The organism is Streptomyces sp. NPDC054813 (genome assembly GCF_053611365.1).
In genome coordinates this window covers 3,101-18,733 of record NZ_JBSHAF010000008.1, presented here as the reverse complement: position 1 = coordinate 18,733, position 15,633 = coordinate 3,101, and the positions used below count along the sequence as shown (strand labels likewise).

13 protein-coding genes and 1 pseudogene are annotated in these 15,633 nt (G+C 72.2%); 4 read left to right on the top strand and 10 right to left on the bottom strand.

The annotated features are described in order from the left end of the window. Window positions 1–133: 133 nt before the first annotated feature. From ACWGJB_RS17490 to lipB, 4 genes are all read right to left on the bottom strand, one after another. A complete protein-coding gene (locus tag ACWGJB_RS17490) occupies window positions 134–835 on the bottom strand; it encodes a DUF4191 domain-containing protein (RefSeq protein ID WP_453381029.1) in 702 nt (233 codons plus the stop codon). 69 nt (window positions 836–904) lie between these two features. Next, window positions 905–1,102, bottom strand: a complete 198-nt coding sequence (locus ACWGJB_RS17485) for an SCO2195 family GlnR-regulated protein (protein WP_453381028.1) — start codon at window positions 1,100–1,102, stop codon at window positions 905–907. Between the two features lie 214 nt (window positions 1,103–1,316). After that, a complete protein-coding gene (gene lipA, locus ACWGJB_RS17480) occupies window positions 1,317–2,306 on the bottom strand; it encodes a lipoyl synthase (protein ID WP_453381027.1) in 990 nt (329 codons plus the stop codon). Between the two features lie 127 nt (window positions 2,307–2,433). Beyond that, complete coding sequence (gene lipB / locus ACWGJB_RS17475; RefSeq protein WP_453381026.1) at window positions 2,434–3,231, bottom strand: lipoyl(octanoyl) transferase LipB; 798 nt, start codon at window positions 3,229–3,231, stop codon at window positions 2,434–2,436. 248 nt (window positions 3,232–3,479) lie between these two features. On the opposite strand from lipB, the gene ACWGJB_RS17470 reads away from it, so the two are divergent. After that, a complete protein-coding gene (locus ACWGJB_RS17470) occupies window positions 3,480–4,949 on the top strand; it encodes a regulator (protein ID WP_453381025.1) in 1,470 nt (489 codons plus the stop codon). Window positions 4,950–5,328: 379 nt separating this feature from the next. Here ACWGJB_RS17470 and ACWGJB_RS17465 read toward each other — a convergent pair whose 3' ends face one another. Beyond that, complete coding sequence (locus ACWGJB_RS17465) at window positions 5,329–6,687, bottom strand: NAD(P)/FAD-dependent oxidoreductase (RefSeq protein ID WP_453381024.1); 1,359 nt, start codon at window positions 6,685–6,687, stop codon at window positions 5,329–5,331. 160 nt (window positions 6,688–6,847) lie between these two features. Continuing rightward, the gene (locus tag ACWGJB_RS17460) at window positions 6,848–7,741 is read right to left on the bottom strand and encodes a TIGR01777 family oxidoreductase (protein WP_453381023.1); all 894 of its coding nucleotides are present in this window, start codon (window positions 7,739–7,741) and stop codon (window positions 6,848–6,850) included. Window positions 7,742–7,813: 72 nt separating this feature from the next. Here ACWGJB_RS17460 and ACWGJB_RS17455 point away from each other — a divergent pair, with 72 nt between their 5' ends. Beyond that, window positions 7,814–8,302: an N-acetyltransferase family protein gene (locus ACWGJB_RS17455; protein WP_453381022.1), complete on the top strand. Its 489-nt coding sequence runs from the start codon at window positions 7,814–7,816 to the stop codon at window positions 8,300–8,302. 3 nt (window positions 8,303–8,305) lie between these two features. Here ACWGJB_RS17455 and ACWGJB_RS17450 read toward each other — a convergent pair whose 3' ends face one another. After that, window positions 8,306–9,490 (bottom strand): MarP family serine protease, encoded by a 1,185-nt coding sequence (locus ACWGJB_RS17450; RefSeq protein WP_453381021.1) that lies wholly within the window; start codon window positions 9,488–9,490, stop codon window positions 8,306–8,308. A 190-nt stretch (window positions 9,491–9,680) separates the two neighbouring features. On the opposite strand from ACWGJB_RS17450, the pseudogene ACWGJB_RS17445 reads away from it, so the two are divergent. After that, window positions 9,681–10,466, top strand: a pseudogene (locus tag ACWGJB_RS17445) (peptidoglycan recognition protein family protein); the annotation flags it as partial. A 366-nt stretch (window positions 10,467–10,832) separates the two neighbouring features. Further along, window positions 10,833–11,078 (top strand): hypothetical protein, encoded by a 246-nt coding sequence (locus ACWGJB_RS17440; protein WP_453381349.1) that lies wholly within the window; start codon window positions 10,833–10,835, stop codon window positions 11,076–11,078. Between the two features lie 17 nt (window positions 11,079–11,095). On the opposite strand, the gene ACWGJB_RS17435 is transcribed toward ACWGJB_RS17440, so the two are convergent. The 3 genes from ACWGJB_RS17435 to aceE form a co-directional block, all read right to left on the bottom strand. Then, entirely contained in the window at window positions 11,096–11,614 is a 519-nt protein-coding gene (locus ACWGJB_RS17435) for a DUF4240 domain-containing protein (protein WP_453381348.1), read from the bottom strand. Window positions 11,615–11,670: 56 nt separating this feature from the next. After that, window positions 11,671–12,660, bottom strand: a complete 990-nt coding sequence (locus ACWGJB_RS17430; protein WP_453381020.1) for a helix-turn-helix transcriptional regulator — start codon at window positions 12,658–12,660, stop codon at window positions 11,671–11,673. Window positions 12,661–12,737: 77 nt separating this feature from the next. Next, window positions 12,738–15,440 (bottom strand): pyruvate dehydrogenase (acetyl-transferring), homodimeric type, encoded by a 2,703-nt coding sequence (gene aceE, locus ACWGJB_RS17425; RefSeq protein WP_453381019.1) that lies wholly within the window; start codon window positions 15,438–15,440, stop codon window positions 12,738–12,740. Window positions 15,441–15,633: the final 193 nt, after the last annotated feature.

The window sequence follows — 15,633 nt, the reverse complement described above, 5'->3', positions numbered from 1 at the left end:
GCCCCGTAGCCCCGTCTCCCGCGGTGTTTGGGGGGGGGGGGGGGGGGGGGGGGGGGGGGGGGGGGGCGGCCCGGGGGGGCGGGGGGGGGGGGGGGCCCCCCCCCCCCCCCCCCGCCTTCGTGTTCTTGGACGCCTACCGCCCCCGAGGACCGCCCTTGGGCATCCGCATGCCCTTCGGCATCGGCCCCTTCGGCAACGGCATGTTGGACATCAGGTCACCCATCGCCCGCAGCCGGTCGTTGGTCGTCGTGACCTGGGGACCGGTGAGCACCCGCGGGAACTTGAGCATCGTGGTCCGCAGCTTCTTCAGGTCCACCTGGCCCTCGCCCGTGCCCACGATCACGTCGTGCACCGGCACATCGGCCACGATCCGGGCCATCTTCTTCTTCTCGGCGGCCAGCAGGGTCTTCACCCGGTTCGGGTTGCCCTCGGCGACCAGGACGATGCCGGCCTTGCCGACGGCCCGGTGCACCACGTCCTGGCTGCGGTTCATCGCCACCGCCGGTGTCGTCGTCCAGCCCCGCCCGATGTTGTCCAGAACGGCGGCCGCGGCGCCCGGCTGGCCCTCCATCTGGCCGAAGGCCGCCCGCTCGGCCCGGCGGCCGAAGACGATCGCCGTCGCGAGGAAAGCGAGCAGCAGGCCCAGGATGCCCAGATAGACCGGGTGGCCGATCAGGAAGCCGATCACGAGGAAGACAGCAAGGGTGCCGAGACCGACACCTGCAAGTACAAGACCGATCGTCTTATCGGCCTTGCGGGTCATCTTGTACGTCAGGACGATCTGCTTCAGTCGCCCGGCATTCGCAGCGTCCGCTGCGGGTTCCTTCCTCGCCATGCCCCGAAGTCTACGTGTCCCCGGGAGTGCCTTCGACGGCAGTGCCCGGAGAAGGGCCGGAGAGGGCCGTCAGGAGCGGTCGGCGGCCTGCTCCAGGAAGAGCTGCGCCTCGACCCGGTCCTTGGCGCGACGGCGGTCCTCCAGCACGGAGGTCCAGGCGTTCTGGCGGGCGGTGCGCTGGCCGCCGCTCATCAGGAGGGACTCGACGGCGCGCAGCGCGTCGGTGAAGGACGGGATGGCGGTGGCGCGAACGGGCGCGGCCTGCATGGTGAAGGTCCCCCCTCGGAGTGGGTGTACGTGCTGTGATACCAGGGTCACTGTTTGGTGTTACCAGGGCGTGACCGACCGGTCAAACACCAATGAAACCTTGATACGCGAGCCCCGCACGCTGACGCGGTCCTGACGGGCGTCCTCATCAGCGAGGACGGTCAGGACCGCGGTCATTCGGTCATTACTGGCCGGTAGTAACTTGTGCGCGAATTCACACAGCCTGTACGCCGACGAACGCGCCGTCCCGCTGCGGAGCAGCTGACTGACGCAGCTCGATCGCCATCTGGTACAGCCGCCCGGCCCGGTACGAAGAACGGACCAGCGGCCCGGACATCACACCGGAGAAGCCGATCTGCTCGGCCTCCTCCTTCAGCTCCACGAACTCCTGCGGCTTGACCCAGCGCTCCACGGGGTGGTGCCGCACGCTCGGGCGCAGGTACTGCGTGATGGTGATCAGCTCGCAGCCGGCGTCGTGCAGCTGCCGCAGCGCCTCGGAGACCTCCTCGCGGGTCTCGCCCATGCCGAGGATGAGGTTCGACTTGGTGACCAGGCCGAAGTCACGGGCCTCGGTGATGACCTTCAGCGAACGCTCGTAGCGGAAGCCGGGGCGGATCCGCTTGAAGATCCGCGGCACCGTCTCGACGTTGTGCGCGAACACCTCGGGGCGGGACTCGAAGACCTCGCGCAGCAACTCCGGGACGGCGTTGAAGTCCGGGGCGAGCAGCTCGACCTTGGTGCGGCCGGCCTCGCGCTCCGCCGTCTGCGCGTGGATCTGGCGCACGGTCTCGGCGTACAGCCAGGCGCCGCCGTCCTCCAGGTCGTCGCGGGCGACGCCGGTGATGGTGGCGTAGTTCAGGTCCATGGTGACCACGGACTCGCCCACGCGGCGCGGCTCGTCGCGGTCCAGCGCCTCGGGCTTGCCGGTGTCGATCTGGCAGAAGTCGCAGCGCCGGGTGCACTGGTCGCCGCCGATGAGGAAGGTCGCCTCGCGGTCCTCCCAGCACTCGTAGATGTTCGGGCAGCCGGCTTCCTGGCAGACCGTGTGCAGACCCTCGCTCTTCACGAGATTCTGCATCTTCGTGTACTCGGGGCCCATTTTCGCCCGGGTCTTGATCCACTCGGGCTTGCGCTCGATGGGGGTCTGGGCGTTCCGGACCTCCAGGCGCAGCATCTTGCGTCCGTCGGGTGAGACTGCGGACACGTCGGCTCCCTGTAACTTCGATTCCTCGGCGTACACCAGGGTACGCCCGTGATTGCTGGGCCCTTCCGTGGAGGCCAACCCCTCGGCCGCAGGGCGCATTCCCTGGGCCGGGCCGGGGTCTTCTCGGTCAGGCCGGGGTCTTCTCGATCTCGCGCGGCTTGAGCTCCGCGTTCTCCAGGACGTCCTTCAGGTGCCGCTCCGCCACCGGCAGCACCTCCTCGATCGTCACGTCCCGGCCCAGCTCGCCCGCCAGGGAGGCCACCCCGGCGTCCCGGATGCCGCACGGGATGATCCGGTCGAACCACTTGTTGTCCGGGTTCACGTTGAGCGCGAAGCCGTGCATCGTGACGCCCTTGGCCACCCGGATGCCGATAGCGGCGATCTTCCGGTCCTCGCGGCGCTGCCCGGCGTTGGAGGGCGCGTACTCCGGGCCGTTGAGGCGGGGGTCGAACTCCTCGTCGTGCAGCCGGGGATCGAAGTCCAGGGACAGCCCGCCCGGCGCCGGCCGCTGCTCGACCGGGTCGCCGAGCACCCACACCCCGCTGCGCCCCTCGACCCGGGTGGTCTCCAGGCCGAACTCGGCGCAGACGCGGATCAGCGCCTCCTCCAGGCGCCGTACGTGCGCGACCACATCCACCGGGCGCGGAAGCTTCTGGATCGGGTAGCCCACCAGCTGGCCCGGGCCGTGCCAGGTGATCTTGCCGCCGCGGTCCACGTCGATGACCGGGGTGCCGTCCAGCGGCCGCTCGTTGTCCGCGGTGCGCCGGCCCGCCGTGTACACCGGGGGGTGTTCGAGCAGCAGGACCGTGTCGGGCGTCTCGTCGGCGAACCGCGCCGCGTGCACCCGGCGCTGCTCGTCCCAGGCCTCCTGGTACTCGACGGCGTCCGCGCCGAACCCCATGCGGACGAACCGCAACTCACTCACGGCAAGCGCCTCCCTCGGGCGATGGGTGTGTCAGGCACATAACGCGCCCAAGCCACTGTACGTCCGCCCGTCGCGCGTCAGCCCTGGGGTCAATCCTCACACGATCGGATGAATGAAGGTCGAAATGTGCGATCGGCTGCTCACTCTCCGCTACATTCGCGCCGTCCATGAGCGCCAAAAGGGCTGCTCACCGGCAATCCGGGCACAAGCTACCGAGCTGAGCCAGAAGGCAGGAGACCGCACCGCAGATGACGGACCGACCCGCGCAGCGCACCCCCAACCGCCAGCTTGCCGCGCTAATCGCAGAAGCAGGGTTCTCCAACGCGGGTCTGGCCCGTCGGGTCGACCAGCTCGGTCTCGAACACGGGCTGGATCTCAGATACGACAAGACGTCGGTCACCCGATGGCTACGTGGCCAGCAGCCCCGGGGCACCACCCCCGCACTGATCGCCGAGGTCTTCACCCGGCGGCTCGGCCGTCGGCTCACCGCCCAGGACCTGGGCCTGGACGCCTGCGCCCCGGTGTACGCCGGGCTGGAGTTCGCGGCCACGCCCGAGGAGGCCGTCGACATCGTCGGCGGGCTGTGGCGCAAGGACTCCGGCAGCCACGCCGAGCTCCGCAAGATCGCGTTCACCCCGGCCGGGCTCGTGGTGCCCAGCCGGGACTGGCTGATCGGCCGCGCCGACGACCGGGTGGCCCGCGGCGAACCGGCACCGGCGGCGGTGGCCCGGGTCCCGGCGCAGACCCGCCCCGCCGTGCCCAAGCAGACGCTCGCGCCGGGACGCCCGCGCGGTCAGGCCGAACGCGGACCCGGCCAGCGGGTCACCGGCGGGGACATCGCCGCACTGCGCTCGGTCGGCGAACTGTTCCGCACGCTCGACGACGCGTACGGCGGCGGCCACGCCCGGCAGGCACTGGTGCGCTATCTGGAGCACGAGTGCGAGCCGATGCTGCGCGGCACGTACGGCGAGCAGACCGGCCGCAAGCTGTTCGGCGCGGCCGCCGATCTCACCCGGCTCGCCGGCTGGACGTCTTACGACATCGCCGCGCACGGGCTCGCCCAGCGCTACTTCGTCCAGTCCCTGCGCCTCGCCCAGGCGGCCGCGGACCGCTCCTACGGCTCCTACGTCCTCGTCACCATGAGCCGCCAGGCCGTCTACCTCGGCCACGGCCGGGAGGCGGTGCAGTTGGCGCGGGTGGCCCAGCAGGGCGTGGGCACCAACGCCCCTCCGGTCGTGCAGGCGCTCCTGCACGCGGCCGAGGCCCGGGCCCACGGGGTCCTCGGCGAGGTACGGGCGTGCACCGGCGCACTGGTCCGGGCCGAACGCGCCCTGGAGGCGGCCCGGCCCGGCGACGAAGTCCCGTACTGGGCGCGCTTCTTCGACGAGGCGCAGCTCGCCGACGAGTTCGGCCACTGCCACCGGGATCTCCAGCAGTTCCGGGCGTCCGCGCAGCACGCGGAGCGCTCGCTGCAACTCCGTGCGCCCTCCTATGCGCGCAGCCGCCTCTTCTGCCGGGTCGTCCTCGCCACGGCCCGCCTGGGCCTCGGCGAACTCGACCAGGCGTGCACGCTCGGCGCGGAGGCGGCGGGCGCCGCGGCGGAGATGCGCTCGGTGCGCGCGATCGAGTACGTCAAGGACTTCGAACGCCGACTGGAGCCGTACAAGGACGCGGCACCGGTGAAGGGCTACCGCGACAAGGTCGCCGCGCTGAGCTGAGCGGGCTTCGGCGCGGCACCCCTTTCGCTCAGCGCCTCTCCGCCGCGGCTGGACGCCGGGCCGGCCGGCACCCGGGTTGGTACTGGGCTGGTCGGCACCCGGCCGGACGCGGGCCGGCCGGTGCCCGGGTTGGCTCTGGGCCGGTGGGCGTCCGGCTCGGTGCCGGGGATGTCGGCCCTGGCTTTCTTTCCCGCCGCGGCTGGAATTTCTTTCCGCCGCGGCGGTGACCGGCCACGACGGCGTGGTCCGGCGGTGCCGGGCCGGTCGGCGCCACCCGCCGTTGCCGGTTCCGGTTGCCGCCGGGTACCGCGCCGTCGTGGCCGGTCGCGCCCGCGCGGCGGAGCCGCACATCGAATACAGCCCCGCGACCCTGCGTTTCTTACGCTGCCCGGGGTTGCATGGTCTCCGCGCTGTGTATCGAGCCCGGTACGCCGAGGTCCGTCAGGATCTCCGCCGTTGCCCGGTGTGCCGAATGCAGCGCCCCCTGGACCGTGCTGGTGTCGCGGTGGTCGCCGCAGACGTAGAGACCGGCCAGGAGGCGGACCGGGCGGCGGAGGTCGTGCGGCGGGCGCATCGCCGGGATCGCCTCCGGCGTGTGGTGGACGGCCAGGGTCTCCCAGCGGTGCGTCGACGTGCCGTAGAGCCGGGCCAGGTGCATCCGGACCGCCGTGTCGATGTCGGAGGGCGGCGGCCCGAGGACCGTCGAGGAGATCAGCGCGCGGCCCTGCGGCGCCCGGCTCGGGTCGATGTTGCTGACCACCGAGGTGTGGGAGACGGGCCCGCCCCGGTCCGCGTCGAGGAGGAGCGACGCCCCCGTCGTGAGCGCCGCCGGCTCGTCCGTCGTGTGGTGGACCACCGTCACCTGGTGGAAGTCCGGCACCCGAAGACCGGGCAGCAACCCGGCCGCGGCCCGCGCGTCCGTCGCCAGCAGCACCGCCCGGCAGCGGATCACACCGTGCTCGGCCGTCGTCACGGACGTCGTCGAGACCGCGGTGACCCGTACGCCCGTGTGCACCGTGCCGGGCGGCAGGGCGCGGGCGAGGAGCTCCGGGAGGACCTCGGCGCCTCCCTCCGGCACGCACAGCCGCCCGCTCGCGAAGGACCGCAGGGCGAGGTCCGCGCACCGGCTGGAGGTCGTCAGCTCCGGGTCGCAGAGCAGGGCCGCGAGCAGCGGGCGCAGAAAGCCGTCGATCGTACGGGCGGGCACCCCGCGCTCCGCGAGGGCGTGCGCGGCCGGTAGTTCGGGGCGGGCGAGGATGCGTTCCACCGGGGTCGTGGCGATCCGGCCGAGCGCCGCACCGAGCCGCGCCTGGTCGACCGCACCGCCCATCGGCGCGGTCACCCGCGCCGGCGACACGGCCGAGCCGCCCCTGGGGGCGCTTGCCAGGGCGCGCACCGCATACAGTGCGCCCCTCGCGCTCCCGCCGCCCGCCGGAGCGCCGGCCCGGTGCCTGCGCCCGTCGCGATGCAGCAGTACGCCGGGCGCGAACCGGCGCAGAACCAGGGCGTCCAGTCCCGGTGCCAGCCGTAGCTCCGGGTAGGACGTGGACAGGAGCTGCCCTATCCGGTCGAGCCGGAAGCCGTCGACCTTCTCGGTCGACATACGGCCGCCGGCGTAAGGGGCGGCCTCCAGGACCGCGGTCGTTACTCCTGCGCTGTTCAGCCGATGAGCCGCGGAGAGACCGGCGACACCGGCTCCCACGATGACGACGTCCGCCTGGTACGCGGGCTCATGCACGAGGCCCCTCCTCGATTGCGCGTCCGGTGGAGACGTGATGCCCCCAACCGGCTCTGGCGATACCCGAGTTCGGGTCGAGGTTAGGACGGTGATCGGTCAAGAACAGTCGCGCATGAACAGGGCACGGTCGCACGCCGGTCGCATACGGTCACATGGATGGTCAGGCCGCGCGGATCGCGTCCTCGATGCCCGGGAACGCGAAGGTGAACCCCGACTCCAGCAGCCGCTTCGGCACCACCCGTTGGCTGCCGAGCACGTCCCCGGCCATCTCGCCGAGCGCCAGCCGCAGTGCCTGCGAGGGGACCGGGAAGACAGCCGGGCGGCGCAGCACCCGGGCCATCGCCTCGGTGATCTCACGGTTCGTCAGGGGGTGCGGCGCGGTGAGGTTGAAGGGGCCCTCAAGACCCTCGGTCTCCATCAGGAACCTGATCGCGGCCACCTCGTCGTGCAGCGCGATGAACGACCAGTACTGCCGGCCGTCGCCCAGCCGGCCGCCGAGCCCCGCATTGAACAGCGGGAACAGCCGGCCCCAGGCCCCGCCGCCGCGGGCCACCACCAGGCCCGTGCGGACGAACACCGTCCGGATGCCCGCCTCCCGAGCCGGGGCCGCCGCCTCCTCCCACTCCACGCACAGCGACGGCAGGAAGCCGTCCCCGGGTGGCGCGTCCTCGTCGACGACCCGATCGCCCGTCTCGCCGTAGAAGCCCATCGCGCTGCCGCTCACGAACACCCGCGGCGGCTCTTCCAGGGCGGCCACCGCCTCCGCGAGCGCGGCCGTGCCGAGGACCCGGCTGTCCCGGATCCGCCGCTTGTAGGCGGCCGTCCAGCGCCGGTCGCCGATCCCGGCCCCGGCGAGGTTCACCACCGCGTCGCAGCCGGCCAGCCCGGCCGCGTCCACGTACTGCCCCTCGGGGTCCCAGCAGACCTCACCGGCACCGTGGGCCCCGCGCCGCACCAGGCGCACCACCTCGTGCCCGTCCGCCCGCAGGGACCGCACCAGGGCGTTGCCGATCAGACCGGACGCGCCGGCCACCGCGATACGAGAGCGTTCCATGCATCCCAGCATGCCGGGAGCGGCGCCGGAAAACGCGTGGGACCCGGGCGCCGCCGGACTTAGGGTGACCACATGCCGGAACCGTACATACGCACCGCTCTGCCCGACGACGACCAGGAACTCCGCGCCCTGGACCGCGCCACCTGGTCGTACCTGCACGCCGTGCACCCCGAGCCGCAGCCGCCGTACGACCCCTTCTTCGACGAGCGCCACGCCCCCGAGGACACCCTGGTCGCCGAGCTCGACCGGCACATCGTCGGCTACATCCGCCTCGGGTTCGCCTACAACATCGCCTCCAACGCGCACGTCCGGCAGATCCAGGGCCTCGCGGTCGCCGAGGAGGCCCGCGGCCACGGGGTCGCCCGGGCGCTGCTGCGAGCGGTGATGGAGGAGGCCCGCCGCCGTGGCGCCCGCCGGATCCGGCTGGGCGTCCTCGGGCACAACGGCCCGGCGCGCAGGCTCTACGAGTCGGAGGGCTTCGCCGTCGAGGGCGTGCTGCCGGGGGAGTTCCTGCTGGGCGGCGAGTACGTCGACGACGTGATCATGGGCCGGGCGCTGTGACGGTCAGGACGTGATCAGCTCGCCGGTGTCCACCGCCGCCGTGGCGTTCGCCGCGCGGGTGGCGTCCGAGGCGACCTCGTCGGCCGTCAGGACGTACCCCGTCTCGTCGTCCGACGTGGAGCGGGCGAACACCACGCCGTACACCTTGCCGCCGGTGGTCAGCAGCGGGCCGCCGGAGTTGCCGGGGCGGACCGTGGAGCGGATCGAGTAGATGTCACGGGTCACGGTGGCGTCGTTGTAGATGTTCCGGCCGGTGGCCGGCACCTTGGCGGCCACCGTGGCCGCCTGCAGGTTCAGGTCGCCGTCCTGCGGATAGCCGGCCACCACCGCCGAGTCGCCGCGCGCCGCACCGGTGTCGAACCGCAGCACCGGCGCGCGCAGCCGCGGCACGTACAGCACCGCCACGTCCCGGTCCGGGTCGAAGAGCACCACCTGCGCCTCGTAGGACGCCCCGACGCCGCCGATCCGCACGCTCGGGTCGGTGATGCCGGCCACCACGTGGGCGTTGGTCATCACATGCTCCGGCGCGTACACGAACCCGCTGCCCTCACGGCCCTGGGTGCCCGACACGCCCTCGATCTTGACAGTGCTGCGCTTGGCCGCGTCGGTGGCGGACGCCGTGACGCTGTCGCCCGTCGGTTTGGCGACCCGGGCCGTCGACTCGTTCTCGAACGGGTTGAAGACCTGCGGGAACCCCGCCTCCGTGAGCGCCGAGGTGGCCCGCGAGAACCAGGCCGGCGTGGTGTCCGGCATGGTGTTCTGCACCGCGCCGAGCAGCTTCGAGTCCTGTATCGCCGTCGTCACCGCCACCGACGAGGAGGCGCCCAGCACGCTCGCCGCCACCCAGGCCACGATCAGCACCGCCACCGAGTTGGCCGCCGCCCCGCCGATCCCGTCGGCCACCCGGAGCGGCCCCTGGTCCAGCTCCCGGCGCAGCCGCAGCGCCAGCCGCCCCGCCAGCTCGTGCCCGACCACCCCCGGCACCAGCACCGTCAGCACCGCGACCACCGTCGCCGTCGCGGTCCCGCGGGTGACCAGTTCCATCACCCACGGCAGTACCCACACGCCGATGACCGCGCCGCCCACGAACCCGGCCAGCGAGACGCAGCCGGCCACCAGCCCGCGTCGGTAACCGGACGCCGCGTAGACGAGGACCACCAGTACGAGCACCAGGTCGAGCAGGTCCACGGAGCCGCCTTTCTCTCGGTGCCCTTAATACGGTCGGGACAGGTCCAGTGATCAGTCCACGCGCCCGGGAACCCCGGGGACCGGCCACGCGTGCGTGTACCCCCTGAAACGCCTCGAACCGGGACGTTGGTTCCACCAGGTGGCACAGCACACATCGCGGGCGGAGTGGATCAACCCGAGAGTGGTTGCCATGCGTGTCTTCCCCAGAGCAGGGCGGCGCACCAGAATCACCGTCCTGACGCTGCTCGGCTGTCTGCCCGGCCTCGCCGCCGCCCTCGCGCTGCTGCTGTTCGCCCAGGGCACCGACCGCCCCGTCGCGATCCACCTCGCCGCGCCCGCGCCCGCCAGCCCCGCCACCCGCTACCGGGCGCCCCGGCCGCGTATCGTGCCGCGCTCGGCCTGGCTGAACGCCACCGTCCGCCGCACCCAGCCGCCGCCGCGCTACGACGACAAGGTCGTCGCCGTCTTCGTGCACCACACCGACTCGCCCAACGGCTACTCCTGCGCCGAGGTGCCCGAGATCATCCGCCGCCTCTACACCGGCCAGACCGGCGACCGGGCGTGGGACGACATCGGCTACAACTTCCTCGTCGACCGCTGCGGCACCATCTACGAAGGCCGCGCGGGCGGCACCGAACGGGCCGTCGTCGGCGCCCACACCCAGGGCTTCAACCACCGCACCGCCGGTATCGCGGCCCTCGGCACCTTCACCGCCGGGGTGCCCGTGCCGCGCGCCATGACCGACTCGATCGCCGCCCTCGCCGCCTGGAAGCTCGGCCTGGCCGACGTCGACCCGCGCGCCAGGGCCCGCCTGGTCTCCAGCAACGGGCTCAGCCGCTACCGGGAGGGTGCCGTCGTCGCCCTGCCCGCTGTGGCCGGCCACCAGGACGGTTACATGACCAACTGCCCCGGCGCCGCCCTCACCGCCCGCCTCCCCGAGATCAGGGAGGCGGCGGCCCGGCTCCAGGGCAGGGAGCCGCCGGCCGCGATCCCGCCGGGCACACCTGCGGCGACTCCGCCAGGACCGCCCACGGCGACCCCGCCGGCAGCGCCCATCGCGATCCCGCCGGGCACACCTGCGGCGATCCCGCCGGCCGCGCCCACCGCGACCCCGCCCGGCACACCCGCGGCGCCCCCGGCCCGAACACCCCTGAAGGCGCCCCTCAAGGCGCCCCTCAAAGCACCGCTCGAAGTACCCCTCAGGTTCCTGAAGGCACCCGTGGAAGCACCCGTGGAAGCGCCCGTGGATCCGTCCACAGGAAGGCCATAGGCGGCACGCAGGCCGTTCAGATCCCCGCGTCCTAACGTCATGGACAACACAGGCCGACCGGAGGCGGGGATCATGAACAGCAGCCGTACCGAAGCCCGCGGGGACACCAAGGGCACCACGGAGAAAGACGGTTGGGTCAGGTCCGCGCGCGGCCCCTGGGCCGTGGTCTGCGCGGTCGCGACGGTCGTCCTCGGCCCGGCCGCGGTCACCGCGTCCGCCCTCGACCAGGCCAACGCGGCGCCGATGCACCACGCGGTCAAGGCCGAGCAGACCCAGGCGTACATCCCCCCGGACATGACCCGGCGTCGTACGGCCTAGCACTCACGGCCTGGCACTCACTCCTTGAAGCGGTCCCAGAGTCTGGGGAACCGTTCCGCGAGCGCCCGCTCGTTCTCGAAGTCGACCGGGCTGCCCTCCGGTTCGGAGGGCGCGGGGGCGATGCCCAGGTCCGGGGCCACGGTCCCGGTGAGCTGCTCGTACGCCTCGTCCGCCGCGTACCCGAGTTCCTCGCCGTCGCCGTCGATCTCCTCGTCGAAGTCGCCCAGCGACTCCGCCAGCCCGTCCGGGTCGTGCAGGGCGCCCTCGAAGACCTCCCGGCCCTGGCCGATCAGCCAGCACCGGAAGAAGTCGAACGCGTCGTCGCTGGCCCCGTCGAGCAGCACCCACGCGGCGCCCCACAGGTCCCAGCGGTAGGCGCGGTTGTAGCGGGCCTCGAAGTGACGGGCGAAGTCCAGCACCATGTCCGGCTCCAGCTGGAGCAACCGGTCCACGAGCAGGTCCGCCTGGTCCTCCGGGTCGCCCTCGGCGGCCTCGCGGGTGCCGTCGACCAGCTCCCAGAACTCCGTCTCGTCCATCACGGGTCCAGCATCGTGCCTGTGCGCCGGGGGCGCACGCGGAGTGGTGCGGATTGTTATCCGCCGTCCTCCGCCGGTGGGTACAGCCCCGCCAGGCGCCGTGCGTCCGCCGCGAAGCGTGCCCTCAGTCCCGGCGGCGCGAGCACCTCCGCCTCCGGGCCGAGCGCGGTCAGCTGACCGTGCGCGACCTCCTCGCTCTCCACCGGCAGGGTCACCGTCACCCACCCCCACGCGTCCGGGCCACCGGCGCCCGCGAGCGCCTGCCGCGCGGTCACCGGATCGACGGCGTACGGCAGTCTGCGCAGGCCGACCGCAGACAGCCGCACCACCACCTCGGCATGCAGGATCGACCGTGCGAACTGCTCCGCCCGCCGGTCCCAGAACCCCGGCAGGTCGAACTCCTCGTCCCGCGCGAACCGCTCCTCGCCGGCCTCGACCGAGGTGAACCGGTCGATCCGGTACACCCGGTAGGAGTCGGTCTCCGTGACCCGCGCGCACAGGTACCAGACACCTGCCTTCAGCACGAGCCCGTACGGCTCCAGCTCCCGCCGTACCTCCGACTCCCCGCGCCGGTAGTGCGCCACGACCCGCCGGTCGTCCCACACCGCGTCGGCGAGGGCTGGCAGCAGCGCGGGCGTGCCGGGCTCGGCGAACCAGTTGGGCGCGTCCAGATGGAACCGCTGGGCCGCGGTCCGGGAGGCGTCCCGCAGCGACGGCATCAGCGCGGCGGACACCTTCAGCCGGGCGGCACTGGCGGCGTCCGCCAGCCCCATCTCCCGCAACGCCCCCGGCACCCCGCTCAGGAACAGTGCTTCGGCCTCGCTCCGCCCCAGCCCCGTCAGTCCCGTCCGGTACCCGCCGACCAGCCGGTACCCGCCCGCCCGGCCCCGGTCCGCGTACACCGGCACCCCCGCCTCCGACAGGGCCTGCGCGTCCCGCATCACGGTCCGCTCGGACACCTCCAGCTCGGCGGCCAGTTCACCGGCGGTCATGGCGGACCGGGACTGGAGCAGAAGCACCATTCTGATCAGACGGGCGGCGCGCATGCGTCCCATGATGCCGGGCCGGAAAAGGATCTCCGCCGCAACGGGGAGCCGTTGCGGCGGAGAGAGACGCGCGTTTGCTACATGCCGTAACGCTCCCGGGCTTCCTTCACCGCCGTCGCCTTGACCTCGCTGCGCCTGGCCAGCTGGGCCAGGGCCGCGACGACGACCGACTCGGCGTCGACGCCGAAGTGGCGGCGGGCCGCGTCCCGGGTGTCGGAGAGACCGAAGCCGTCGGCACCCAGGGACGAGTAGTCCTGCTCGACCCACTGCGCGATCTGGTCCGGGACCTGGCGCATGTAGTCCGAGACGGCCAGCACCGGGCCCTCGGCACCCTGCAGGGCCTGACGGACGTACGGCACCCGCTCCTCGCCGCGGAGCAGGGCGGCGTCCGCCTCCATGGCGTCACGGCGCAGCTCCGTCCAGGAGGTGGCGGACCAGACGTCGGCCGCCACGCCCCACTCCTCGGCGAGCAGCCGCTGCGCCTTGAGCGCCCAGTGGATCGCCGTACCGGAGCCGAGCAGCTGGATGCGCGGGGCGTTCGCCACCACCGAGAGCCCGGCCGACTCCGCCGTGTTGAAGCGGTACAGGCCCTTGACGATGCCCTCGTCGATGCCGAGCCCGGCCGGCTTCGCGGGCTGCGGGAGCGGCTCGTTGTAGACGGTCAGGTAGTAGAAGACGTTCGGGTCCTCGCCCTGGGCCGGCTCGCCGTACATACGGCGCAGACCGTCCTTGACGATGGTCGCGATCTCGTAGGCGAAGGCCGGGTCGTACGACAGCGCGGCCGGGTTGGTCGCGGCGATCACCGGGGAGTGGCCGTCGGCGTGCTGGAGGCCCTCGCCCGTCAGGGTCGTACGGCCGGCGGTCGCGCCGACGAGGAAGCCGCGGCCGAGCTGGTCGCCGAGCTGCCACATCTGGTCGGCGGTGCGCTGCCAGCCGAACATCGAGTAGAAGATGTAGAACGGGATCATCGCCTCGCCGTGCGTCGCGTACGCGGTCGACGCGGCGATGAAGTCGGCCATCGAACCGGCCTCGGTGATCCCCTCGTTGAGGATCTGGCCGTTCTTGGCCTCCTTGTAGTACATCAGCTGGTCGCGGTCGACCGGCTCGTACGTCTGCCCCTTGGGCGAGTAGATGCCCAGGGAGGGGAAGAGGCTCTCCATGCCGAAGGTGCGCGCCTCGTCCGGGACGATCGGCACCCAGCGCCTGCCGGTCTCCTTGTCGCGGACCAGGTCCTTGACGAGCCGCACGAAGGCCATCGTCGTCGCCACGTTCTGCGAGCCGGAGCCCTTGTCGAAGGAGGCGAAGGCCTTGTCGGCGGGGGCCGGCAGGGGGGCCAGGGCGTGCGTACGGCGGGCGGGGGCCGGGCCGCCGAGGGCCGCCCGGCGCTCCTGGAGGTAGCGCACCTCGGGGGAGTCGGCACCGGGGTGGCCGTAGGGCACCTGGCCGTCGGCGAAGTCGCTGTCCTTGATGGGCAGTTCGAGCAGGTCACGCATCGTCTTGAACTCGTCCACCGTCAGCTTCTTCATCTGGTGGTTGGCGTTCTTCGACGCGAAGCCCTGGCCGAGGGTGTGGCCCTTGACGGTCTGGGCCAGGATGACGGTCGGGCCGCCCTTGTGGTCCAGGGCCGCCTTGTAGGCCGCGTACACCTTGCGGGCCTCGTGGCCGCCGCGTGAGAGGTGGAAGCACTCGATGATCTTGTCGTCGCTGATCAGCTTCGCCAGCTCGGCGAGCGCCGGGTCCTTGCCGAAGAAGTCGGCGCGGATGTAGGCGGCGTCCCGGGTCTGGTACGTCTGCACCTGCGCGTCCGGTACCTCACGGAGGCGCCGTACCAGCGCACCGGTGGTGTCGAGCGCGAACAGCTCGTCCCACGCCGTGCCCCAGAGCGACTTGACGACGTTCCAGCCGGCGCCGCGGAACTGGGCCTCCAGCTCCTGCACGATCTTGAAGTTGGCGCGCACCGGGCCGTCGAGCCGCTGCAGGTTGCAGTTGATGACGAAGGTCAGGTTGTCCAGGCCCTCGCGGGAGGCGAGTGCGAGGGCGGCCGTCGACTCCGGCTCGTCCATCTCGCCGTCACCGAGGAACGCCCAGACGTGGGACGACGTGAGGTCCTTGATGCCGCGCGCCGTCAGGTAGCGGTTGAAGCGGGCCTGGTAGATCGCCGACAGGGGGCCGAGGCCCATGCTCACCGTCGGGAACTCCCACAGCCAGGGGAGACGGCGGGGGTGCGGGTACGACGGGAGACCGTTGCCGCCGGCCTCCTGGCGGAAGTTGTCGAGGTGCGCCTCGGTCAGGCGGCCGTCGAGGAAGGCGCGGGCGTAGATGCCGGGGGAGGCGTGGCCCTGGATGTAGAGCTGGTCACCGCTGCCGTCCCCCTCCTTGCCCTTGAAGAAGTGGTTGAAGCCGGTCTCGTAGAGCCAGGCCGCGGAGGCGAAGGTGGCGATGTGACCGCCGACGCCGTGTTTGCTGCCCCGGGTGACCATCGCGGCCGCGTTCCAGCGGTTCCACGCGGTGATCCGCCGCTCCATCTCCTCGTCGCCGGGGATGGCTGCCTCGGCGGCGGTGGGGATGGTGTTGACGTAGTCGGTCTCCAGCAGCTTCGGCAGCGCGACGCCGTCCGCCTCGGCGCGCTCCAGCGTGCGGCGCATCAGGTACGCGGCGCGGTGCGGCCCGGCCTCCCTGGCCACGGCGTCCAGTGAGGCCTGCCATTCGGCGGTCTCCTCAGGGTCCCGGTCGGGGAGCTGGTCGAGCGCGCTCGGCTGGATGGCCTGGGGGTCGGTCATGTCGCCGCCTTCCTCAGTCGAAGGGGGTTCCCTCATCGGTAAGGGTTCGGGGGTGCCCTTGGTCTTTGGCAGGACAGGGCGTGGGGGGGGGGGGGGGGGGGCGCGGGCGCCGGAAAAACACCAAAACTATGGAAGGTAAAGCATCGGGGATTAAAAAAAAAAAGACAGCGCCACGACAAAATAAGATATGTTT